The following is a 23,796-nucleotide window of genomic DNA, read 5'->3' as shown; positions in this document are numbered from 1 at the left end:
GGATCCTTCTACTGATGCACGGCGAGCTGGTAGGCCGTGTATTTACGAATATTGATAACGCCGGTATCGAAGATCAGGTATTGGCCCTTGATCCCCAGCAGCGTGCCTTCGGCAATCGGGTTCTTGTCCAGGTTGAAGCTGACGATCTTGGTCGGATACTGCTCGACCGGGTAGCGGATTTCAATCGGCTCGATGTCGGCAATGGTTTGGATGGCTTGCAAGCCAAAGCGTTCCTGCAAACCCAGCAAGCCTTCGGCACAGGAAGCAAACAGCTCATCGCGCACCTGCTTGAGGTCCACTGCTACCGCGTCGCCCTTGAGCAAGGCGCGCCAGTTGGTCTTGTCGGCCACCTGGCTGCGGAACAGGTCTTCGACGAAGCCAGACTGCTGGCGCGTGGCGACACGCATGATCGGCAGCGCCTGGCTGGCGCCCTGATCGAGCCAGCGGGTGGGCAATTGGGTGGCGCGGGTGATGCCGACCTTGATCCCCGACGAATTGGCCAGGTACACCACGTGGTCGGTCATGCAGAACGTTTCGCCCCAGCCGGGATCACGGCAGGTGCCGGCGTCGTAATGGCAGCGCTCGGGGCTCATGATGCACAGGTCGCACTGGGCCAGCTTGGTCATGCACGGGTAGCAATAGCCCTGGCTGAAGCTGGTCTTGGTCTTGCGCCCGCAATGGCTGCAATGAATGGCACCCAGGTATTCGAGGCGCACATGGGTGCCGATCAGAGGGTTGACCGGCACCTCGACATCGCCCAGGCGAAAAGCGTATTGAACAGTCGGCTCACCGAGTTGCGCCGACATTTTGCTGACTGCACCGCGACCAATTTCAATCAATGGATCGCATCCGACTTGAACAGGATGTTCGGCACCGGCGCCGACTTGGAGGCGCATTCCTGCGGGCCCATGTAGCCGGTGCGCTGCTCTTCGGGCAGGTTCTGGATTTCCCAGGCGATCACTGCCTGCAAAGACAACTCGCGCTGCTCGGCGGTGAGCTTGCGGCCGTCAGACCATTTGCCGATTTCCACGGCGAGCTTGAGGCTCTCGTAGATGTCCGGGGTGATGTTTTCGATCATTGCAGCAAAAGAGGACATAAGGCTCTTCCTTATCAAATAGACGCTTTGCGACGGTTGTACAAACCGCCGAGCAAACCCGTCAAGCAACCGATGACCAAGCCGCCCACATGGGCCGCGTTGGCGATTTCGCCGAAGCCGATCATCGAGACCAGCCCCGACAGGCAAAGCAGCAGCCACACCAGCATCATCACCAGTACCCCACGGGGCAGGCGATAGGCCGGGTTGGGTGACAATAATTGAAAGATCCAGCAATGCCCGAGCAGGCCATACAGCACGCCGGACAAACCGCCAAACAGGCCGGGCCCGCCATAGGCATATTGAGCGTAGTTGGAGACCAGGCTGAACAACAGGGTCAGGCCCAGCAGGTTGATACTGCCCTGGCGGGCTTCAATGCGCCGGCCCAGCTCCCAGTACCACATGCCGTTCATGGCCAGGTGCAGGATGCCGAAGTGAATCAGCATCGGCGTGACCAGGCGCCACCACTGCCCCGAAGCCAGCGTGTCGGCGAGCGGCGTGAACTGGATGTACTCGCCCAGCACCCGGAACGGCAGGAAGGTCAGCCAGGCCATGGCTTGCAGGTTTTCGCCGAGCAGGGTCACGGCACCAACGATAAGGCTGGCCAGCAGCACCAGCGCGGTGACCGGGCTATGGCGCACTTGCTGGACAAAGCTTGGCCGAGCAACCGGTGCCTGTTCGGGAATATCCAACTGCTGGTCCGGGTCGCCGGCAGGGAAACGCTGATACAACACGCGCACGTCATCACTGATGGTTTCGGGCACCCACAACACTTGCTCGCCCGCCTCTTCACTGACGCGATGGGGCACTTGCATGCGTTGCAGCAACTTGACGAAACCACCCAGGTCGACGCTCAGGGGCAAGCGCAATACAGCTACGGTACTCATGGAATGGCCTCTGGTCGCTCAACGTCGACCCATACGAATTTACGTGGATCCAGCTGGGTTTCCTGATCCAGTCGATACGCGACCAGCTTGCCGTACAGCACCGCGCTGTAGTCCAGGCAGGCCAGGTTCGGGCGGATCGGCGCCGGTTTGCCGCTGCGCCAGTAGTGGCCGACGAACAACAGCGGTTCATCGACGCCGTAGCGCAGCAACGAATTCTTTTGCTTGGAAGACAACGGCGTGCGCGCCACCGGCTCTGGCAAGGCGTCGGGCTGGAACACGATGTCGCCGTAGGTCTTGGGGTCGTCTTCCCAGAACTTGGTGCGAAAAAACGAGCGCGTCAGGCCATCGCCACCGGTCAGGGTCAAGCCGTCGGGCAAGCGCATATCGGTGCCGCGCAGCAGCCGGTCGAAGGCGTTGCAGGCAAAACTGCCCGGCACGGCGGCGGCCTGCAGGAAGTGCTGGTCGATACAGCCATCCGGGAAGGTCGCGCGCAGCGGCTGGATAAAGCCCTCGTCCCAGCACGCGTGCACCACGCGGAAACGCCCGGCATCGACAAACAGCGGCATGTCGTAGAACCAGCCGAGGAAGTCGTGCCAGTCGGCCGGGTGGTGTTCGAATTGGGTCAGGGTCTCTTGGATCAAGCGCGCATGCCGTGGGTTGTGCTCTCGCACGAACTGCTTGCCGCTGCCAGGCGGCGCCGGCGTGGTCCAGCCCAGCGCGTTGAACTCATGATTGCCCATGATGCACAGCGCCTGGCCGGCCTCGGTCATATCGTGAACGATATGCAGCGCCTCGCGGATGCGCGGGCCACGGTCGATGATATCGCCGAGGAACACCGCCATGCGTGACGGGTGGCGCCAGGTGCCGCCCTGCTTGTGGTACCCCAATTGGTCGAGCAAGTGCTCAAGGGTATGAGCGCAACCGTGCACGTCACCAATCAGGTCATAACTACGCGCGGGATCGAGCATCAGTCGCCTCCACCCCCCAAGCGGCTGCCCCAGCCCAGCTTGGTACGGCACACTTCGTAGTAGTTGTGATCCAGCGGGTGGATCAAGCGCAACTTCTGTGCCTTTTTGCTCACGGTGATGGTGTCACCGGGGGCGCAGGTGAAATGGTTCTGCCCGTCGCAGGAGACTTGCGGGTAAATCTGCATGTCTTTGGACACCACGATTTTCAACTCACTGTTGCCATCGACCACAATCGGTCTGCTGGACAACATATGGGGGTACATCGGCACGATCACAATGGCATCGAGCTTGGGATGCATGATCGGACCGCCAGCCGACAGCGCGTAGGCAGTCGACCCGGTGGGGGTGGCGACGATCAGGCCGTCGGCCTTCTGGCTGCACACGAACTGGCCGTCGATGTACAACTCGAATTCGATCATCCGCGTGGACTTGCCCGGGTGCAGCACTACATCGTTGAGGGCATCGCCCTGGCCAATGGCCTCGCCGTGGCGGCGCACTTCGGCTTGCAGCAGGAAGCGGTTCTCCACCAGGTAATGGCCGTCGAGCACCTTGGCCACTTCGACTTCCAACTCATCGGGGCGGATATCGGTCAGAAACCCCAGGCTGCCGCGGTTGATCCCCAGCACCGGCACGTTATGCCGCGCCAGCGCACGCGCGGCGCCGAGCAGGCTGCCATCGCCGCCGACCACAATGACCATGTCGCAGACTTCGCCGAGCATCTTGCGCGACGAGGTTTGCAGGCCATGGCCTGGGAGGATTTCAGCGATGGTGTCTTCGAGGATCACATGCAGGTGGCGCTCGAGCAGAAACTTCTTCAGTCGGCGGACGGTGTCCAACACCTGGGTACTGCCCAGGCGACCGATAATGCCGATATTGCGAAATTGCTCCATGGGGCTCCTGCGGGGTGTGGGGTGCGACCAAAAAGAACGATTATGGGCGAAAGGCCGTCTCAGGCAAAATCCTTTGTCGCCGCAGAGCCTTGATGACAATGGTTCTCAGGCACCTTACGCACGTCTGAAAAGGCTATGCTCGGACCATGACAGTGTTCCCTGACTTGCACGCCCTGCCCCGTCAATTGCGCCACCCCGAGGTGCGCGACCTGGCGTGGGTGATACTCGCCCCGCCGATGCTCGCGCAGACGCCATGGCCGCAGCGCCATCCGTTGGCCGGCAGTGACTGGGTACAGGCGCCCCACTTGCTCGAAGCCTGGCTGCGTGACCTGGACCGCGACAGCAGTGCCTTGCAGCAGTGGCTGAGCCTGTCACGCACGCGGCGCCTGGGCCTCTATTACGAACGCCTGTGGCAGTTCGCGGTGCAACATGCGCCGGGCGTGGAATTGCTGGCCGCCAACCTGCCGATCCGGCGCGCCGGGCATACCCTGGGCGAGCTGGACATGCTGCTGCGCGACCGCGATGGCGTGCACCACCTGGAACTGGCGATCAAGCTCTACCTGGGCCCTCAGGACGGCGATGGCCAGGATACCGCGCAGTGGCTCGGCCCGGGGTGTCATGACCGACTGGACCGCAAGCTGGCTCACCTGGCCCAGCACCAACTGCCGATCTCGGCGCGGGCAGAAAGTCGCGAAGCCTTGGCGGCGCTGGACATCCAACAGTTCGATGCGCATTTGTGGCTGGGCGGTTATCTGCTCTACCCCTGGCCCGGCGCGGCGCAATCCCCCCTTGGCGCTCACCCGCAGCATTTGCGCGGGCGCTGGCTGCATCAACGCGACTGGCGGGACTTTGTCAGCACCACCCCGCCCGGCCGCTGGCAGCCCTTACCCCGCCATGCCTGGCTGGCACCGGCGCATTACCCGGCGGGTGAAGTATGGAGTGAAGAACAGATGCAAGGCTGGCTGGCGGACCTGGACCCGATGGCGCCGGCGCAGTTGCTGGTGCGGATGGTGCAGAGCGGTGAGGAGTGGGAGGAAGCGGAGCGGTTGTTTCTGGTGGCGGATCTTTGGCCGAATGTGCCGGGGGCGGGCTGATGAAGCTGTGGTGTATTTAAAGGCCTCATCGGGGGCAAGCCCCCTCCCACATTTTGAGCACACCTCATTCCCCTGTGGGAGGGGGCTTGCTCCCGATGGCGATGGCCAAGGCACTACAAACCATCGATATGCCGATACTCCAACTGCAACCCCATCGCCAGCTCTTGAGCCCGCCCCAACCTGATCGGCCCGCGCTCAATATCGACCAGCACTCCCGGGCACTCCAATCGCGGTAACGCGTCAATCGCCTTGAGCCGCCCATCGGTCACCACCAGCAACTTCTGTTGCTCCACCGGATAGCGCTTGCGCCGCGCCGCGAGCCACTCCCCGGCCTCGGCCAGTGCCGCCAGCAATGGCGTGCCGCCGCCGGCACCGAGCTGATCCAGCCAGCCCGCCAGGCCTTTGGCAGCCTTCAGGCCTTGCACCTGCCACTTCGGCGATGCGCCGCTCGCCGTCAGCAATGCCATGCGCGCCCGTTGCCGGTAAGCATCGTCAAACAGCTGGGCCAACAACCCCTTGGCATCGGTCAACGCGCGATGGCGCCGAGTCGACGCCGAGGCATCGACGATCACCAACCATAATTCAGGCGCCGAACGGCTACGCAGGTAGAACAGCACATCTTCCCGACATTGCGGCCGGCCGCCAAGCAAGGTGCCCGGCCAATTGATCGTGCCCTGCTGTGCGCTGCGCGCCTTGCCCTGCCTGCCGTTGTCCAGTCTGCCCGCCTGGGGCCGGGCATCCGCCCCCGCGTCAGGTCGGGGGCGGATGCCTAGGGCTTTTTTGGCCAGGCCGGCACATCGCGGCGTGCGCCGGTGGGCAAGGCCGGTGCGGGCATATCGCCCCATTGGCCCTGGCCAGGGGAGGTCTCAGACGGCTTCGACGATTGCCCTTCATTCGGCGGCGCGGCCGGTGGCGTTTGCGGCTGACGGCGATGGCGCAAGGCAAACTCGGCCACTGCATCTATGTCTTCTTCGGCGATGACTGACGCGCCACGCCAAGCCGCATGAGCCCGGGCGCCACGCAGCCAGACCAGGTCAGCGCGCAGGCCATCGACGCCTTCAGCAAAGCAGCGTTCGGTGATCCGGGCCAATGCCAGGTCATCCAGCGGGATGCTGTCGAGCCGTGCCCGCGCCTGGGTGCAGCGCTCGCGCAAGGCGGCCTGAGGTTCAGCCCACTGCGCGCAGAACGCGGCTGGATCGGTGTCGAAATCCAGGCGACGACGGATGATCTGCCCGCGCTCGGCAGGCAAGGTCTGCCCGCTCAGCGCCACATTAAAGCCGAAGCGGTCGAGCAGTTGCGGGCGCAACTCACCCTCCTCCGGGTTCATGGTGCCGATCAGCACAAAGCGCGCCGAATGGCGATGGGAAATGCCGTCACGTTCGATCAGGTTGGTGCCGCTGGCGGCCACGTCCAGCAGCAGGTCCACCAAGTGGTCTGCCAACAGGTTGACCTCATCCACATACAGCACACCGCCATCCGCCTTGGCCAACACGCCGGGGGAAAACTGCGCACGGCCTTCGCCCAGTGCTGCATCCAGGTCCAAGGTGCCGACCAGCCGCTCCTCGGTCGCGCCCAAAGGCAAGGTGACGAACTGCCCGCTGGCCAGCAGGTCCGCCAGGCCACGGGCCAGGGTCGACTTGGCCATGCCCCGCGGCCCTTCGATCAGCACGCCGCCTATCCTCGGGTCGATGGCAGTCAGGCACAGCGCCAGTTTCAGCTCGTCGGCGCCGACCACGGCGGACAGCGGGAAATGGGGAGTCTCAGTCATCGGCTGTCTTCTTCTATATCCAGCAACAGGTTTTCCAACGCCTCGCGATACGCCCCCGGCTCCTGCCACATGCCCCGCTGCTGGGCTTCGAGCATACGCTCGGTCATGTCCCGCAGGGCGTCGGGGTTGTGTTGCTGCACAAAGGCGCGGGTGTCAGGGTCGAGCAGGTAGGCATCGGCCAGCAGCGCGTATTGATGATCGTCGATCAGCGCGGTGGTGGCGTCGAAAGCGAACAGGTTGTCCACGGTCGCGGCCATCTCGAACGCGCCTTTATAGCCATGGCGCTTTACGCCTTCGATCCACTTGGGGTTGGCGGCGCGGGCGCGGATAACCCGGTTCAGCTCTTCCTTCAAGGTACGGATTCTGGGCAGGTCCGGCTGGCTATGGTCACCATGATAGCTGGCGGCCTTGTCACCGCTCAGGGTTTCCACGGCGGCAAGCATGCCGCCCTGGAATTGGTAGTAGTCATTGGAGTCGAGCAGGTCATGCTCGCGATTGTCCTGGTTCTGCAATACCGCCTGCACCTGGCTCAAGCGCTGGGCAAATTGTCCGCGGGCGGCGGTGCCCTCGTCGGACCCACCGTAGGCATAACCGCCCCAGTTCAGGTAGATCTCAGCCAAGTCTTCACGGCTCTGCCACAGGCGTCCGTCAATCGCGCCCTGCACACCCGCGCCATAGGCACCGGGCTTGGCGCCGAAGATGCGCCAGCCGGCCTGCTTCGCCGCAGCCTCTAAGTCCAGGCCCGACGCCAGCAGCGCCTGGCGCTCGCTGCGCACCTTGGCGGCCAGCGGGTTCATGTCATCCGGTTCGTCGAGGGCCGCTACCGCCTGCACCGCCGCATCGAACAAACGGATCAGGTTGGCGAAGGCATCGCGGAAGAACCCGGACACGCGCAGGGTCACGTCGACACGCGGGCGGTCCAGCAGGCTGATCGGCAGTATTTCAAAATCATCCACCCGCTGGCTGCCGGTGGCCCATACCGGGCGCACGCCCATCAGCGCCATGGCCTGGGCGATATCGTCGCCACCCGTGCGCATGGTGGCCGTGCCCCACACCGACAAGCCAAGCTGGCGCAGGTGGTCGCCGTGATCTTGTAGATGTCGCTCAAGAATCAGATTGGCCGACTGGAAACCGATGCGCCAGGCCGTGGTGGTCGGCAGGTTGCGTACATCCACAGTGAAGAAGTTACGCCCCGTCGGCAGTACATCCAGGCGACCGCGACTGGGCGCACCGCTGGGCCCTGCCGGTACAAACCGCCCGCCCAGGGCATCCAGCAAGCCGCGCATCTCCGCTGGGCCACAGGCGTCCAGGCGTGGCGCTACCAAGATACGCAGGCTTTCTATCACCGACTTCACGTCCTGCCAGCCGGGCTCTTCCAACTGCTCGAGGGGACCTTCCAGCGCCTGCTCGATCAGGCGTGCTGCGTAAAACTCCAGGCGTTCGCGGGTATCGCCGGCGGTGCGCCATAACTGCCCGTCGATCTTCTGCAACACGGGCGGACGCCGTCCCGTCCAGGGCTCGGCCAAGGCGCAATCGAGCGGATCAAAGCCCAGGTCGAATGCCTTGGCCAGTACCCGCAGCAGGCTCGATTGCGGGCCACGGCCGTCGCCACGGGGAATTCGCAACAAGGCCAGCAAGGTGTCGATGCGCAAGCGGCCCTCGGGTGATTCGCCAAAAACATGCAGACCGTCGCGGATCTGCGATTCCTTCAAGTCACACAGGTAGGTGTCCAGGCGCGGCAGCCAGATGTCGGCGTCAGCCTCGCTGTCCAGCTCCAGCTCCTGGTCGATGCGGGTTTCGCGCACCAGCTTGAGAATGTCTTTTTGCAGCTCAAGGGCGCGGCGCGGGTCGAGCAATTGCGCCTCGTAGTACTCGTCGGCCAACAGCTCCAGGTTACGCAACGGGCCGTAGGTTTCGGCGCGGGTCAGCGGTGGCATCAGGTGGTCGATGATCACCGCCTGGGTACGCCGCTTGGCCTGGGCACCCTCGCCCGGGTCGTTGACGATAAACGGGTAGATGTTCGGTAGTGGCCCGAGCAATGCATCCGGCCAGCAGTTTTCCGAAAGGCCCACGCCTTTGCCCGGCAGCCATTCCAGGTTGCCGTGCTTGCCCACATGGATCACGCCATGGGCACCGTAGGTGTGGCGCAACCAGAAGTAAAACGCCAGGTAGCCATGGGGCGGCACCAGGTCCGGGTCGTGGTACACGGCGCTGGCGTCCACCTGGTAACCCCGGGCCGGCTGGATGCCGACGAAGGTCAGGCCCAGGCGCAAGCCGGCGATCATCATGCGGCCGTCGCGAAACATGGGGTCGTTTTGTGGCGCGCCCCAACGTTCCAGTACGGCCTGGCGATTAGAGTCCGGCAGGCGCTCGAACATCGCCTGGTAATCCTCCAGGCCCAGGCTTTGATGGCACGGGCGCAGGTCGAGGCTGTCGAGGTCATTGGTGACACCCCCGAGCAGCGCATGGATCAGTGCGGTGCCACTGTCGGGAAGCACTTCCGCCACCGGGTAGCCTTCAGCTTGCAAGGCGCGCAGGATATTCAGCGCGGCCGCCGGGGTGTCCAAGCCGACACCATTGCCAATACGACCGTCACGGGTGGGGTAGTTGGCGAGGATCAGGGCAATGCGCTTGTCGGCATTGGGCACCCGGGCCAGGTCAACCCAGCGCCGCGCCAGTTCAGCGACAAAATCCATGCGTTCGGGCGCTGCGCGGTAGCACACCACGTCCGACTGGCTGCGTTCGCTGCGCCAGGCAAGGTCCTTGAAGCTGATCGGCCGGCTGATGATGCGCCCATCCAGCTCCGGCAAGGCAATATGCATCGCCAGGTCACGAGGGCCGAGCCCTTGCTCACTGGCCTGCCAGCCGGGTTGGTTGTCCTGGGCGCAGATCGCCTGGATCACCGGGATATCGCGGCGAAATGGGCGCAGGTGCGGGGCTTCGGGGCTGGACTGGGCAAAGCCGGTGGTGTTGAGGATCACGGCGGCTTGCACGTCGTCCAGCAGGTCCTCGACCACCGCAAGGCAACCGGGTTCTTTCAAGCTGGCCACCGCGATAGGCAGCGGATTGAGGCCCGCCGCCTGCAAGCGCTGGCAAAACACATCGATGAAACCGGTATTGGCCGCCTGCAAGTGGGAGCGGTAGAACAGCACCGCAGCCACAGGGAAGTCGGGGCGCCAATCTACCTGCCAGTCATTGAGGCGGGCATTGGCTGTATTGGGGTGATAGATCGCCGTACGCGGCAAGGTTTGCGGCTCGGCCCAGAGATAGTCGCGGCCCAGATGGGCGCTGGCAAGGCAATGGTAAAAATCCAGCGCATTACCCAGGCCACCCTGGCGCAGGAAATGCCACAGGCGCTCGCGCTGTTCGGCATCAACAGTGCTCAGGGCGCTGAGCTCCGGGTCGGGTCGGTCATCCCCCGGCACCAAAATCAGCGTGACGCCGCGTTCGGCCAGCTCCACCAGGCGCTCGATGCCGTAGCGCCAATAACCAATGCCGCCGTGCAGGGAAATCAGGATGACCTTGGCGTGGCGCAACACCTCATCGACGTACAGGTCGACCGAGGCGTGGTTCTGCACCTGCATCGGGTTGGCCAGGCGCAGGCTCGGGTAATCCTCGGGCAACTGCCGGGCCGCTTCGGCGAGCAGCGCCAGGCTGGAGTCGCCGCTGCACAGGATCACCAGTTCAGCAGGGGTTTGGCCAAGGTCGGCAATATTGTCGTCCGCGACGAAACCACCGGGTTGGGTCCTGAGCAGGTGCATGGTTAAACGCTGAGGGCAGCGCGCAATTGCGCTTCAAGGCCGGCGGCATCCAGTTCCTGGCCGATCAGCACCAGGCGCGTGGTACGAGCTTCATCGGCCCCCCAGGCACGGTCGAAGTGTTTGTCGAAGCGCGTGCCCACACCCTGGATCAGCAGGCGCATCGGCTTGTTCGGGATCGCGGCGAAACCTTTGACGCGCAGGATGCCGTGCTGCACCACCAATTGAGCCAGGGCGTCGAGCAGCAGCGCTTCTTCGGCTTGGGGCAGGTCGATGGAGATGGAGTCGAAGGCATCGTGATCGTGATCGTCTTCACCTTCATGATGATGATCGTGATGGCTGTGGCGAGCGTCAATGTGCTCCTCGGAGCCTGCGCCCAGGCCAATCAGCACGTCCAACGGCAGGCGACCGCTGCTGGCTTCGATGACCTTCACTGCTGGCGGCAGCTCCTCGGCGACTTCCAGGCGCACGCGGGCCAGGTCTTCGGCGCTGATCAGGTCGGCTTTGTTGAGGATCACCAGGTCCGCGCTGGCCAGTTGATCAGCGAACAGTTCATGCAACGGCGACTCGTGGTCCAGGTTCGGGTCGAGTTTGCGCTGGGCGTCGACCTGATCCGGGAACGCGGCGAAGGTGCCGGCGGCCACCGCTGGGCTGTCGACCACGGTGATCACTGCGTCGACGGTGCAGGCGCTGCGGATCTCCGGCCACTGGAAGGCTTGCACCAGCGGCTTTGGCAGGGCCAGGCCCGAGGTTTCGATGAGGATATGGTCAAGGTCACCGCGACGGGCAACCAGTTCGCGCATCACCGGGAAGAACTCTTCCTGCACGGTGCAGCACAGGCAACCGTTGGCCAGTTCGTACACGCGGCCATTGGCTTCTTCTTCGGTACAACCGATAGAGCACTGCTTGAGGATTTCACCGTCAATGCCCAGCTCGCCGAATTCGTTGACGATCACCGCAATACGACGGCCCTGGGCGTTGTCGAGCATATGACGCAACAAGGTGGTCTTGCCCGAGCCAAGGAAGCCGGTAACGATGGTGACGGGGAGTTTGGCCAGTGTTTTCATCGGATGCCCTTTGGGGCGGGCATACGGGACGACAGGCCCTGCGGCGGCGCGCAGCAGCGGATTTCGTCACCGGATCACCCCGCCCGGTTGAATTGGAAAATCGGTGACGAGGCAGGTCTCCTGGCTTGGGGCGTACAGGTCTTGCGACCAACGCTGACTGCGCCTTCCCGCCGTCTCGGCAGTGGCATGGCAGTCAACTGAACCCTTCACAGTTGCGGGGGCAGCCGCGGCTTGGACCGCGTTCCCTTCTTAGCTTCGGCCTGGGCCGAAGAACCTCGAGCGAGCAAGGCTACGCAGTGCGGGAGAAGGGGTCAATGTTGATCGCGCATCCGACCTCGAGAAACGCCGAAACCACTCAGGCAGCGGCCGGCCTGTTGAAGCGGCTACTCCCTACCCGCTGGCATGCTGCTTCTTTTTTAGGAATAGGCCCACTTAACCGGAACATTACTGATGATGTCGGGTGTATTTATCGGACCGTGGCTTTTGAGAAAAAAGTCAAAACGGCCGTTGCCCGTCAGATCGATAGCCAACCTCGACAGGTTGGCGTGGCGGTTGTAACTTAGAACAGCTTGACCCGGTTCGCCCGATAACCGCCTTACAAACGTCAACGCGCCAATACCGGCGTTTTTCAACAAGGCCGATGTCGATTCTGTCGGTGCCACTCACAAAGTCCATGATCAGGTCAGGATTTTCCAACGTGGAATCGCTGGCGTGGTCATAAGCAAAGGTATCCGCTCCCCCTGCCCCCCTCAGCCAATCGGCGCCCGCTGCCCCCTTGAGCACATTGTCCGCATCGTTGCCGATGATCGCATCATGACCAGAGCCGCCGATTGCGTTTTCAACCGTAACGCCTTTGGCAATAGAAACATTCCCCCGCAAGCCTCCAACATCGGAATAGGATTCAGCGTTGAGGTTGATAGTCTGGTTTTGGCGATATTTGGAAAAATCCAACGTGTCGTTACCTCCACCGTCCCACACACAGAATATTGCCGTATCCCTGGGATGATCGAGTTGATAATAGTCTCGACCCTAATTGGAGTTAAAACCGTAGGTGGTGTCTGAATTACGTGTCCTATAATTGGCACCATATACCCGCTGGACACCCGCAATATCACCCATCAAGGGTGCAGCAGAGTACTTTCCTTGATGGTTCTGACCACTTAAGTCGGCATCGAAGTAGCTCATGACAGCGCATTCCGCCATTTGACGTAAGCGCTCGCCGCATGCTCTCCTACACACCTTGTTTCGGGTGCCCTTCACAGGGTGAAACGGGAAACCGGTGCGCCATAGACCTATGGCAAGTCCGGTGCTGCCCCCGCAACGGTAAGCGAGCGAAGCGTCAAATCCACTGTGCTGTGCATGGGAAGGAGACGCTTATCAGGTGGAACTCTTCCAAGAGCCGCCCCTCGCAAGCCCGGAGACCGGCCCGAAAAATTCAGATAACAAACCCGCGGTGGGCGGGCGCTGTTCAGAACCCTGCGTGCCTGGCTCGCGTGGTTTGCATGCGCTCGTTTCACTCTGACACCTGATAGGGACGCGCCATGTCGATCACCACCAGCACCTCGCACTCCGCCAGCAGCACTGCCACCTTGAGCCAACGCCTGACCGCCGCAATCGGTGCGTCGATCCTCGGCGCGTGCCTTGTATATTTCGCCGGTTTCTCCCATATCGAGGCAGTGCACAACGCGGCCCACGATACCCGCCACAGCGCCGCGTTCCCGTGCCACTGAGACCTGCCGATATGATCAAGCGTATTGCCCAGACCGCAGGGTTCACCGGCTTGTTGGCCGCCCTACTGTTGACACTGCTGCAAAGCTTGTGGGTTGCACCGTTGATTTTGCAGGCGGAGACCTATGAAAAGCCGCCGGCAACCACCGAAGTCACCCATGAGCATGCCGGCGCCGCTGCGCACACCCACGACGCCGAGGCCTGGGAGCCGGAAGATGGCTGGCAGCGGGTGCTCTCCACCACCGGTGGCAACCTGGTGGTTGCCGTCGGTTTTGCACTGATGCTGGCCGGCCTGTACACCCTGCGCGCACCGACCCGCACCGCCCAGGGCTTGCTCTGGGGCCTGGCGGGTTACGCAACCTTCGTGCTGGCACCCACCCTGGGCCTGCCACCGGAATTGCCGGGCACGGCTGCGGCTGACCTGACGCTGCGCCAGAGCTGGTGGATAGGCACCGCCGCCTCCACCGCCGCCGGTATTGCGCTGATCGTGTTCGGCCGCAACTGGCTGTTGAAAGTGCTGGGCGTGGCGATCCTTGCCGTGCCCCACGTGATCGGCGCACCGCAGCCGCAGGTGCACTCGATGCTGGCCCCGGAGGCTCTCGAGGCACAATTCCAGATTGCCTCGCAATTGACCAACGTGGCGTTCTGGCTGGCCCTTGGCCTGATCAGCGCCTGGTTATTCCGCCGCCACCGCGACGATCGATACTCGGCATGATCCTGGTGGTCGGCCTGGGGTGCCAGCGCGGTTGTGATGTTCACGCCCTTCTGGACCTGTTTGACGCCGCCCTCGCCGAGGGCGGCATTGAACGCCAGCGTATCAGCGCCCTGGCGAGCCTTGATCGCAAACAGGATGAGCCCGGTTTGGTGGCCCTCGCCCATCTTCTGGGCCTACCGCTACAGTGTTTCAACGCCGAACAACTGGCAGGTTATGAACATCGCTTGAGCCATAAGTCATCGGTCGCTTTTGCCCATGCAGGTTGTTATGGCGTCGCCGAAAGTGCCGCCCTGGCCCTGGCCGAACACCTCTCGGGCTGCCCATCCCGCCTGCTGATTACCCGCCGGAAAACCAACCAGGCCACCTTTGCATTAGCCTGCGCCAGTTAAAATCCCGATAATTGCCGTTATCGATCATGAATAATCTTCATGCTCACCCGTTTTTCAACAGGAATTTCCCATGACCGTCTACTTCATCGGCGCAGGCCCCGGTGACCCGGAACTGATCACCGTCAAGGGCCAGCGGCTGATCCGTAGTTGCCCGGTGATCATCTACGCGGGCTCGCTGGTGCCTGCGGCGGTGCTGGAAGGCCATCAGGCGCATCAGGTGGTCAACAGCGCCGAACTGCATCTGGAGCAGATCATCGACTTGATCACGACCGCCCATGGACAAGGCCAGGATGTGGCACGCGTGCACTCCGGCGACCCAAGCCTGTATGGGGCGATTGGCGAGCAGATCCGTCACTTGCGTGAGCTGGGCATTCCCTTCCAGATCATTCCCGGGGTCACGGCGGTAGCGGCTTGCGCGGCGCTGCTGGAAACCGAGCTGACCCTGCCGGACATCGCCCAGAGCGTGATCCTGACTCGCTATGCGGATAAAACCAGCATGCCCGCTGGTGAGGGCTTCGACAGCCTGGCCCGGCACGGCACGACCATGGCGATTCACCTGGGGGTCAATCACCTGGAGAAGATCGTCGCCGACCTGCTGCCTCACTATGGCGCCGATTGTCCGATTGCCGTAGTTCACCGTGCAACCTGGCCGGATCAGGATTGGGCCGTGGGCACCTTGGCGGATATTGCCCAGAAGGTCGCGGCCAAGGGGTTCCGGCGTACGGCGTTGATTGTGGTGGGCCGGGTGTTGGCCAATGACACTTTCAGTGAGTCTTCACTGTATCGGGCGGGACATGCGCACCTGTACCGACCTTGATTTTTTACTTTATAAAATTAAATCAACGCACTGATTTAAATGAATAAATACCAATAAAATGTGGGAGGTGGCTTGCCCCCGATGGCCATAGGTATCTACACACTTCATAGCAGTCACCGGTAACCACGATGCGCAGCGAGCCGCTCTTGATCTTGATCTGCTGTTGATCCTAGGCGCCCCGTTAAACCACGCTGGCCGGAATTCGACAGGGATTTGGGGGGTAAACCGGCAGGGATGCCGGTTTAGCCGCCCCGCGCCATGGATGGCGCGTGGCGGCGGCCCCCCAAATCCCTGTCGGATTACGGGCACACCGAGCCTAGGCGAGGTGCCGAGTGGTGGGGCAATAGCGTTTTGGTTACTTTTGCGCTTTTCAAAAGTGACCCGCTGTAAGAGCGGAACCAATAGTGGCCGTTACCTAAATAACGGATATGTACTCGATCAACCTACAACATCCCGATCGGTCGTCAGGCCGCCATCGGGGGCAAGCCCCTCCCACACTTAATCTTTATTATTAGATAGATATCATAAGCCCCTGAATTTTAAGCACAAAAAACGGCGCTCACGGGGCGCCGTTTTTTCTTCGCAGTGAACACCTTACTCAGTAGTAGGCATTTTCTTTCTGCGTGTGGTCAGTCACGTCACGTACGCCCTTGAGCTCCGGAATGCGCTCAAGCAAAGTGCGCTCGATGCCTTCGCGCAGGGTCACGTCTGCCTGGCCGCAGCCCTGGCAGCCGCCGCCGAATTTCAATACGGCGATACCGTCATCCACTACGTCGATCAGGCTCACCTGGCCGCCATGGCTGGCCAGCCCTGGGTTGATCTCGGTTTGCAGGTAGTAGTTGATGCGCTCGTTGACCGGGCTATCAGCGTTGACGTTCGGCACCTTGGCGTTGGGCGCCTTGATGGTCAACTGGCCGCCCATGCGATCGGTGGCGTAGTCGACCACGGCGTCATCAAGGAAGGCTTCGCTGAAGGCATCGATGTAGGCGGTGAAGCTTTTCAGCCCCAGGGCGGTGTCTTCAGGTTTCTCTTCACCCGGCTTGCAGTAGGCGATGCACGTCTCGGCGTACTGGGTACCGGGCTGGGTGATAAAGACGCGGATACCAATACCCGGGGTGTTCTGCTTGGACAGCAGGTCAGCCAGGTAATCATGGGCGGCGTCGGTAATGGTTATGGCAGTCATGGAAACTCCTCACAGGCTTGCCGGCAGTTTACGCCAAATCATTACAGAGGTACAAAGTCCTAGTATTTTTGTCGGGAAATAATTGCCTGATCCTCGACACCCAGCCAACGCTTGAGCGGGCGATAGGTTGCCTTCTCCAGCCATTGGTAGCTGACGTATGCGCCCAGCGCCGTCACTACGATGCAAACCGGCAGGATTGTGTAGGGATCTATTGCGTTTCGCTCAGCAACCCATCGCCCGGCGGCCAGCACCGGCACGTGGATCAGGTACACCGAATAAGAGCAATCGCCGAGCATTTTCAAAATGCGCGAACCTTGGAAGTAAGGCTCCAGAGTTACACAGCTGATAACCAATATTGCGCTGGGCACACCCCACTCAAGCGCACGGGGTACATCTGCCCCGTGATAGATCGCCGCCAGGGCTACCGCAATCCCGGATAATGGCAGCCACGCCCGGGCCCGGCACCAGCCACGCTGGTACAACATGCCGATCACGATACCCATCAGAAACTCAAGCACGATGTCGTTATGGTAAAAACCGCTGGCCAGGTCCAGGGCAGGACTGAGGGCACAGCACACCAGGTACAACAAACCTGCCACCACCCACAACCGATATGAACGGCCAACCAGCAAGGCCACGGCAAACAGAACGTAGAAGAGCATCTCGAAGTTCAGGGTCCAGCCAGCATCCAGCAGCGGATAGACCCCATACCCTCCTGGGTTCTCAGCAGGTATAAACAGCAGCGACAGCAGCACATGGCCCAGCGCCAGCTCAACATCGGGAAACATCGACGGCACTGTCAGAACCAGCACAGCCATGAGCAGCGTATAGAACCAATACGCCGGAGCGATCCGCGCCAGACGCATCAGCATGAATTGCCACGGCGTGAGCGCCTTATCTGCGGTGGCGAGGAAAATCACCAGGCCGCTGATGACGAAGAATATGTCCACCCCGATGCCGCCTTTGTCGGCAAACAGATAAGCCAGGGGGTTATGCACCTCAAATTCAAAAAACACCTGCGTGAAGTGGTGCCCGAACACCAACCACGCCGCCAGCGCCCGTAGCGCTTGCACTGAAATCAACATCGTCGGAGTACCTTTTCCAGCCTATCGACAGATATCCGACTGCTTCAGCCCCCGCGTGGAGAAATGACCGGATTAATAGCTGTAGTTATAGGTTCTCATAGCGGTTCATGTCCAATACGCCCTCTTCCACCGGCGTGGTTTCATGAATGTACCGCGACAAGTCGTGGAAATACTGCCAGAACAACGGATGGCTGCGGCGCACACCCCAGCGCTCGACAATCTGCTCAAACCCCTTGGCATCCTGGGCCTGCTGCATGCGTGCGACAAATTCAGGCACTTCCCGGGCCGGAATATTGAACATGAAGTTCGGATAACTGCTCATCACCCCGGGATAGATGGTCAGCGTGTCCAACCCCGGCTGGTAGCGATACGCCTCACCGAGCAGGAACGCGACGTTACTGTGGGCGCGGTTGCGCAGCATGCTGTACACCACACGCTGACCGCTGGTGGTCTCGATGCGCAGCATCGTGGCCTCGGGCAACTGGTCGATCACCTTGAGCCCCGCCGCAGGCCGCGACGTCAGGCGGCTAAGCGCCTGTTCGGCATCCTGCAGGCCTGGGTCGATAGCGCTGCGCGAGCAATAGGCCCCCGTGCAGCGGTTGATCGGATCCGGGCTTGCATTCAAAGCGCCATAACGCGCCAACAGCTGGTTGGCAAAGTCGCGCTTGGGGTCCTTCTCGTCCAGATGCAAGCCCGTGGGCTTGTCGTCATCAATGGCTTCATAGTCCAGCCACAGCTTGAGCTTGCCGCTGTTCTGGTACCAGTCATCAAGGAAGTCCTCGCGGCTGTCAGCCGGCATCAGGCGCAGGAAGTTCTGCTCGGCGCCGTTACGGATCAAGTCGAAGTACAGGCGCGTCTGGGCCTGGTGCGACACGTTGCCAAACACGTCGAAGTTCACCGCCAACTGGTAATAGGTACGCTCCAGCAGCGGGTAATCGAACAGCCACATTGTTTGCGGCACCTCGCCGATCAGGCCTTTGGTGACCGAGGCGCTGTCGAAATGACGGAAGATGCTCAGCAAGGCATTGTCACTGCCCGCCCACAGGCTCGACCAACTCGGTGGCGGCACGTCTGCATAGCTGTCACGGCGCAAGGCTTCGTATTGGTTGCGCTTATCGCGATAGGCCAGCCACAGGCTCAGCACGCTGCCCACGTCATCGTTCTGTCCCGGCATCGCCAGCAATGGCGTGGTCTGCCCACGATAGCGCGCATCGGTGATGTAGAGGTCGTGGTCCGGGTCCTGGAACAGAGCCCAGAAGTTATCGCGGATCACATCCGTGGCGATCTGCCCACGACACACCGGCCCGCGGATAAAAGTGCGCACGAAGTATTCGGCGTTATCCAGCATGAACTGGTAGCGAGCCTTGGCCGGGATGGCTTCGAAGGTTTCGAACGGGTTGGCGCGGCGCCCGGGGCCGTAGCCCGGCAAAGCACTCGCTTGCCAGTCACCGGAATAGAACAGCGCCTTGATCCGCGCCATTTTCGCCGGGCTGAACGGGTAAGTGATGTGGGTTTTATGCACGATCACGCCCTGCACCGGCCACAGGCGGTAATAGACTTTGGTACCAGGATCATCATTGGGACGGCGCGTGGCGATCAGGTCGATGGGCTGGCCGCTTGGCGTACGTGAACGTACCCATTGGAAGAAATGCCCCGGCTCGCCGTTCTCAAAGTGGATATGGGCCAGGAACAGATGCTCGTACAACCAGCGCGCCACCAGGCTTTGCCGGGCACCGGGCTGGTTGAACAGGTTTTCCCATTGCTGCACCTGCAGGGCCTCTTTGGCGCTGGGTGCCAGGCCTTGTTCGTCAATCGGTGCACCGGAGGCCAGCCAGCGTTGCAGGGTCTGGTATTGCTGGTCGGACAAGCCAGTGACGGCCAGCGGCATGCCTTCCTTGGGATGGGCGCCGGCGTAGGTGTTGAACTCGCCAGGCGTCGCGCACATGTTTTCGCGGTTCAGGCCCAGGACGATGTCTTCCGGCAGCTTGGCATTAGGCTGCAACGGCGCGTTGTGCCCCAGCTCCAGCATGCGTGCCATCAGCGCGGCCTGGCTGCCCTGGGCATCGAGTACCGAATAGAAGCCCTTCTGCTGCCAGGCCTGTTGGCCGAAAGCGTCGTAGAACAAGCGGGTGGTCGGTGCCGCCCGGCTCCGCTCGCCGTCGTATACCGGCACCTTGCTCGCACCACGGGCCGCGCCCTCGGCACTGCCCAGGTTAAGCTGGCAAGCGGAGTCGTAGCAGGCATGGCAGGCCACGCACTTCTCGGTGAAAATCGGCTGGATGTCGCGGGTATAGGAGATCGCCGCAGCGGGACCTTGTGCCTGGGCGGTACAGGCGACCAGTGCCAGGAAGGCGCTGGTGAAAAAGCGAAGTGACATGTATCCGGTCCCGATTCAATGCGTGCGCTAAAAGTGCCGGCGATTCTACCGGGCCACGGCCGCCCTCAACATGAACGATATTCATGCAAAACCGGCACATGCTCCAAATCGGCACAGGTTTGCTATGATCCATGCCCTCCGTAATGCCTGACCAGAGTAGTCCCATGCCCGATCGTAGCGCTCGTCTGCAAGCCCTTCACCAAGCCCTCAAGGAACGTATCCTGATCCTCGATGGCGGCATGGGCACGATGATCCAGAGCTATAAGCTCGAGGAGCAGGACTACCGTGGCAAACGCTTCGTCGACTGGCCAAGCGACGTCAAGGGTAACAACGACCTGCTGGTGCTCACCCGCCCCGACGTCATCGGCGGGATCGAGAAGGCTTATCTGGACGCCGGTGCTGACATCCTCGAGACCAACACCTTCAACGCCACGCGTATCTCCATGGCCGACTACGGCATGGAAGAACTCGCCTATGAGCTGAACGTAGAAGGCGCACACCTGGCGCGCAGGATCGCCGACGCCAAGACGGCCGAGAACCCGGCCAAGCCGCGCTTCGTCGCCGGCGTGCTTGGCCCCACCAGCCGCACCTGCTCGCTGTCGCCGGACGTGAACAACCCTGGCTACCGCAACGTGACCTTCGATGAACTGGTGGAAAACTACACCGAGGCCACTAAAGGCCTGATCGAGGGTGGCGCTGACCTGATCCTGATCGAGACCATCTTCGACACCCTCAACGCCAAGGCCGCGATCTTTGCCGTGCAAGGCGTGTTCGAGGAACTGGGCGTGGAACTGCCGATCATGATTTCCGGCACCATCACCGATGCGTCCGGCCGTACCCTGTCGGGCCAGACCACCGAAGCGTTCTGGAACTCCGTGGCCCACGCCAAGCCGATCTCCGTAGGCTTGAACTGCGCCCTTGGCGCCAGCGAGTTGCGCCCCTACCTGGAAGAGCTGTCGAACAAAGCCAATACCCACGTATCTGCGCACCCTAACGCCGGGCTGCCCAACGAATTCGGCGAGTACGACGAACTGCCGGCGCAAACCGCCAAAGTCATTGAAGAATTCGCCCAGAGCGGTTTCCTCAATATCGTCGGCGGTTGCTGCGGCACCACCCCGGGCCATATCGAAGCTATCGCCAAGGCCGTGGCCGGTTATGCGCCGCGCGCGATCCCGGACATTCCCAAGGCCTGCCGTCTGTCGGGCCTGGAGCCGTTCACCATCGATCGCAGCTCGTTGTTCGTCAACGTCGGCGAGCGCACCAACATCACAGGCTCGGCCAAGTTCGCCCGGCTGATCCGCGAAGACAACTACACCGAAGCCCTGGAAGTCGCCCTGCAACAGGTGGAAGCCGGTGCCCAGGTGATCGACATCAACATGGACGAGGGCATGCTCGATTCGAAGAAGGCCATGGTGACCTTCCTCAATCTCATTGCCGGCGAGCCCGACATCTCCCGGGTGCCGATCATGATCGACTCCTCCAAGTGGGAAGTGATCGAGGCCGGCCTCAAGTGCATCCAGGGCAAGGGCATCGTCAACTCCATCAGCATGAAGGAAGGCGTCGAGCAGTTCATCCATCACGCCAAGCTGTGCAAGCGCTACGGTGCCGCCGTGGTGGTGATGGCGTTCGACGAAGACGGCCAGGCCGACACCGAAGCGCGCAAGAAAGAAATCTGCAAGCGCTCCTATGACATCCTGGTCAATGAAGTCGGCTTTCCGCCGGAAGACATCATTTTCGACCCGAACATCTTCGCCGTCGCCACCGGCATCGAAGAGCACAACAACTACGCCGTCGATTTCATCAACGCCTGTGCGTATATCCGTGACGAACTGCCCTACGCGCTGACCTCCGGCGGCGTGTCCAACGTGTCGTTCTCGTTCCGCGGCAACAACCCGGTGCGCGAGGCGATCCACTCGGTGTTCCTGCTATATGCGATTCGCAGCGGGCTGACCATAGGGATCGTCAACGCCGGCCAACTGGAGATCTACGACCAGATCCCGGCCGAGCTGCGTGACGCGGTGGAAGACGTGGTGCTCAACCGCACCCCGGAGGGCACCGACGCCCTCCTCGCCATCGCCGACAAGTACAAGGGCGACGGCAGCGTCAAGGAAGCCGAAACCGAGGAGTGGCGTGGCTGGGAAGTCAACAAGCGCCTGGAACACGCGCTGGTCAAGGGCATCACCACCCATATCGTCGAAGACACCGAGGAGTCCCGGCAGTCGTTCGCACGCCCGATCGAAGTGATCGAAGGCCCGCTGATGTCCGGCATGAACATCGTCGGCGACCTGTTTGGCGCCGGCAAGATGTTCCTGCCCCAGGTGGTGAAATCCGCCCGGGTGATGAAGCAGGCCGTGGCCCACTTGATCCCGTTCATCGAGCTGGAAAAAGGCGACAAGCCCGAAGCCAAGGGCAAGATCCTGATGGCCACGGTCAAGGGCGACGTGCACGACATCGGCAAGAACATCGTCGGCGTGGTGCTCGGTTGCAACGGCTATGACATTGTCGACCTGGGCGTAATGGTACCGGCGGAGAAGATCCTGCAGGTGGCCAAGGAACAGAAGTGCGACATCATCGGCCTGTCCGGGCTCATCACTCCATCGTTGGACGAGATGGTGCACGTAGCCCGTGAGATGCAGCGCCAGGACTTCCACCTGCCGCTGATGATCGGTGGCGCCACCACCTCCAAGGCGCACACGGCGGTGAAGATCGAGCCCAAGTACAGTAACGACGCGGTGATCTACGTCACCGATGCCTCCCGTGCGGTGGGTGTGGCCACGCAATTGCTGTCCAAGGAGTTGAAGGCCGGCTTCGTCGAGAAGACCCGTCTGGAATACATCGACGTGCGTGAACGCACCTCTAACCGCAGTGCGCGCACCGAGCGCCTGAGCTACCCGGCGGCCATCGCCAAGAAGCCACAGTTCGACTGGAGCACCTACACCCCGGTCAAGCCGACCTTCACCGGTGCCAAGGTGCTGGACAATATCGACCTCAAGGTGCTGGCCGAGTACATCGACTGGACGCCGTTCTTTATCTCCTGGGACCTGGCCGGCAAGTTCCCGCGCATCCTCGAAGACGAGGTGGTCGGTGAAGCCGCCACGGCGCTGTACGCCGATGCCCAGGAAATGCTCAAGAAGCTGATCGACGAGAAACTCATCAGCGCCCGCGCCGTGTTCGGTTTCTGGCCTACCAACCAGGTGCAGGACGATGACCTGGAGGTCTACGGCGACGACGGCCAGCCGATCGCCAGGCTGCATCATTTGCGCCAGCAGATCATCAAGACCGACGGCAAGCCGAACTTCTCCCTGGCCGACTTCGTTGCGCCTAAAGACAGCGGCGTGACCGATTACATCGGCGGGTTTATCACCACCGCCGGCATCGGCGCCGAAGAAGTCGCCAAGGCGTATCAAGATGCCGGCGACGACTACAACTCGATCATGGTCAAGGCCCTGGCTGATCGCCTGGCCGAAGCGTGCGCCGAATGGCTGCACCAGCAAGTGCGTAAAGAACACTGGGGTTACGCCAAGGACGAGCAACTGGACAACGAGGCGCTTATCAAGGAGCAGTACAGCGGCATCCGCCCTGCCCCGGGTTACCCGGCGTGCCCGGACCACACCGAGAAAGCCCAGCTCTTTCAACTTCTGGACCCAGAGGCCCGGGAAATGCACGCCGGGCGCAGCGGTGTATTCCTCACCGAGCACTACGCAATGTTCCCGGCGGCGGCGGTCAGTGGCTGGTATTTCGCCCATCCGCAGGCGCAGTACTTTGCCGTGGGCAAGGTCGACAAAGACCAGGTGGCCAGCTACACCGCGCGCAAGGGCCAAGACCTTATCGTGACTGAGCGCTGGCTGGCACCGAACCTGGGATATGACAACTGAGGGCCGGGGTGTTCAGAAAGTCGCCGTGCAGGCTCTGCGGGGCGACGGCTTCAGGGCGCTCTGTTGTGTAATTGAAACCGAATGACAGAGGATCATGGCGCC

General features: G+C 61.9%; 19 protein-coding genes, 1 pseudogene and 2 riboswitches. Of the genes and pseudogenes, 6 read left to right on the top strand and 14 right to left on the bottom strand.

Annotated elements, in window-relative coordinates; genetic code table 11:
* Nucleotides 1–8 precede the first annotated feature (8 nt).
* Genes QZR30_RS18390 through QZR30_RS18370 form a run of 5 tightly spaced genes read right to left on the bottom strand, consistent with a single transcriptional unit; the run spans nt 9 to nt 3,838 of the window.
* Nucleotides 9–839: a DUF2797 domain-containing protein gene (locus QZR30_RS18390; RefSeq protein WP_046072346.1), complete on the bottom strand. Its 831-nt coding sequence runs from the start codon at nt 837–839 to the stop codon at nt 9–11.
* Complete coding sequence (locus QZR30_RS18385) at nt 836–1,096, bottom strand: YeaC family protein (protein ID WP_043051201.1); 261 nt, start codon at nt 1,094–1,096, stop codon at nt 836–838. Before QZR30_RS18385 ends, QZR30_RS18390 begins: the two co-directional genes overlap by 4 nt.
* A gap of 14 nt (nt 1,097–1,110) precedes the next feature.
* A complete protein-coding gene (locus QZR30_RS18380) occupies nt 1,111–1,980 on the bottom strand; it encodes a rhomboid family intramembrane serine protease (RefSeq protein WP_046072345.1) in 870 nt (289 codons plus the stop codon).
* A complete protein-coding gene (locus QZR30_RS18375; RefSeq protein WP_162252748.1) occupies nt 1,977–2,951 on the bottom strand; it encodes a metallophosphoesterase in 975 nt (324 codons plus the stop codon). The genes QZR30_RS18380 and QZR30_RS18375 overlap by 4 nt, the downstream gene beginning before the upstream one ends.
* Complete coding sequence (locus tag QZR30_RS18370; RefSeq protein ID WP_003217892.1) at nt 2,948–3,838, bottom strand: NAD(+) kinase; 891 nt, start codon at nt 3,836–3,838, stop codon at nt 2,948–2,950. Before QZR30_RS18370 ends, QZR30_RS18375 begins: the two co-directional genes overlap by 4 nt.
* Before the next feature lie 146 nt (nt 3,839–3,984).
* Here QZR30_RS18370 and QZR30_RS18365 point away from each other — a divergent pair, with 146 nt between their 5' ends.
* A complete protein-coding gene (locus QZR30_RS18365; protein ID WP_311903845.1) occupies nt 3,985–4,932 on the top strand; it encodes a DUF1853 family protein in 948 nt (315 codons plus the stop codon).
* Between the two features lie 113 nt (nt 4,933–5,045).
* On the opposite strand, the gene QZR30_RS18360 is transcribed toward QZR30_RS18365, so the two are convergent.
* The 6 genes and pseudogenes from QZR30_RS18360 to QZR30_RS18335 all read right to left on the bottom strand — a co-directional run.
* Nucleotides 5,046–5,648, bottom strand: a complete 603-nt coding sequence (locus tag QZR30_RS18360; protein ID WP_311903933.1) for a vWA domain-containing protein — start codon at nt 5,646–5,648, stop codon at nt 5,046–5,048.
* A 53-nt stretch (nt 5,649–5,701) separates the two neighbouring features.
* Nucleotides 5,702–6,700 carry an ATP-binding protein gene (locus QZR30_RS18355; RefSeq protein WP_311903843.1) on the bottom strand — a complete coding sequence of 333 codons (999 nt, stop codon included), beginning with the start codon at nt 6,698–6,700 and terminating at the stop codon, nt 5,702–5,704.
* On the bottom strand, nt 6,697–10,461 hold the full coding sequence (gene cobN / locus QZR30_RS18350) for a cobaltochelatase subunit CobN (protein ID WP_274358415.1): 3,765 nt from the start codon (nt 10,459–10,461) through the stop codon (nt 6,697–6,699). Before cobN ends, QZR30_RS18355 begins: the two co-directional genes overlap by 4 nt.
* Nucleotides 10,462–10,463: 2 nt before the next feature.
* Entirely contained in the window at nt 10,464–11,525 is a 1,062-nt protein-coding gene (cobW, locus tag QZR30_RS18345) for a cobalamin biosynthesis protein CobW (RefSeq protein ID WP_046072340.1), read from the bottom strand.
* Nucleotides 11,526–11,618: 93 nt separating this feature from the next.
* Nucleotides 11,619–11,818: riboswitch (cobalamin riboswitch) on the bottom strand.
* Nucleotides 11,819–11,941: 123 nt separating this feature from the next.
* Nucleotides 11,942–12,187, bottom strand: coding sequence for a M10 family metallopeptidase C-terminal domain-containing protein (locus tag QZR30_RS18340; RefSeq protein WP_311903841.1), 246 nt, complete (start codon nt 12,185–12,187; stop codon nt 11,942–11,944).
* A gap of 22 nt (nt 12,188–12,209) precedes the next feature.
* Nucleotides 12,210–12,503: pseudogene (locus QZR30_RS18335) on the bottom strand (M10 family metallopeptidase C-terminal domain-containing protein); the annotation flags it as partial.
* 252 nt (nt 12,504–12,755) lie between these two features.
* Nucleotides 12,756–12,969, top strand: a riboswitch (cobalamin riboswitch).
* A gap of 97 nt (nt 12,970–13,066) precedes the next feature.
* Between QZR30_RS18335 and QZR30_RS18330 the strand changes: the two are divergent.
* From QZR30_RS18330 to cobM, 4 genes are all read left to right on the top strand, one after another.
* Complete coding sequence (locus QZR30_RS18330) at nt 13,067–13,255, top strand: CbtB domain-containing protein (protein ID WP_046072339.1); 189 nt, start codon at nt 13,067–13,069, stop codon at nt 13,253–13,255.
* Nucleotides 13,256–13,266: 11 nt separating this feature from the next.
* A complete protein-coding gene (locus tag QZR30_RS18325) occupies nt 13,267–13,968 on the top strand; it encodes a CbtA family protein (RefSeq protein ID WP_046072338.1) in 702 nt (233 codons plus the stop codon).
* Nucleotides 13,965–14,357, top strand: coding sequence for a cobalamin biosynthesis protein (locus QZR30_RS18320; RefSeq protein ID WP_311903838.1), 393 nt, complete (start codon nt 13,965–13,967; stop codon nt 14,355–14,357). Before QZR30_RS18325 ends, QZR30_RS18320 begins: the two co-directional genes overlap by 4 nt.
* Nucleotides 14,358–14,427: 70 nt before the next feature.
* Nucleotides 14,428–15,174, top strand: coding sequence for a precorrin-4 C(11)-methyltransferase (cobM, locus tag QZR30_RS18315; protein WP_056846436.1), 747 nt, complete (start codon nt 14,428–14,430; stop codon nt 15,172–15,174).
* Between the two features lie 598 nt (nt 15,175–15,772).
* Here cobM and nfuA read toward each other — a convergent pair.
* From nfuA to QZR30_RS18300, 3 genes are all read right to left on the bottom strand, one after another.
* Complete coding sequence (gene nfuA / locus QZR30_RS18310) at nt 15,773–16,357, bottom strand: Fe-S biogenesis protein NfuA (protein WP_003190728.1); 585 nt, start codon at nt 16,355–16,357, stop codon at nt 15,773–15,775.
* 59 nt (nt 16,358–16,416) lie between these two features.
* Nucleotides 16,417–17,442 (bottom strand): acyltransferase family protein, encoded by a 1,026-nt coding sequence (locus QZR30_RS18305; RefSeq protein WP_311903835.1) that lies wholly within the window; start codon nt 17,440–17,442, stop codon nt 16,417–16,419.
* Nucleotides 17,443–17,527: 85 nt separating this feature from the next.
* A complete protein-coding gene (locus QZR30_RS18300) occupies nt 17,528–19,819 on the bottom strand; it encodes a fatty acid cis/trans isomerase (RefSeq protein WP_059397584.1) in 2,292 nt (763 codons plus the stop codon).
* Between the two features lie 164 nt (nt 19,820–19,983).
* On the opposite strand from QZR30_RS18300, the gene metH reads away from it, so the two are divergent.
* Nucleotides 19,984–23,694, top strand: a complete 3,711-nt coding sequence (gene metH, locus QZR30_RS18295) for a methionine synthase (protein WP_311903833.1) — start codon at nt 19,984–19,986, stop codon at nt 23,692–23,694.
* Nucleotides 23,695–23,796 lie beyond the last annotated feature (102 nt).

It is taken from the genome of Pseudomonas sp. rhizo25 (assembly GCF_031931935.1).
In the GTDB taxonomy this organism is placed as follows: domain Bacteria; phylum Pseudomonadota; class Gammaproteobacteria; order Pseudomonadales; family Pseudomonadaceae; genus Aquipseudomonas; species Aquipseudomonas synxantha.
The sequence above is the reverse complement of the archived record's forward strand: the minus strand, read 5'-3'. Positions and strand labels throughout refer to the sequence as shown.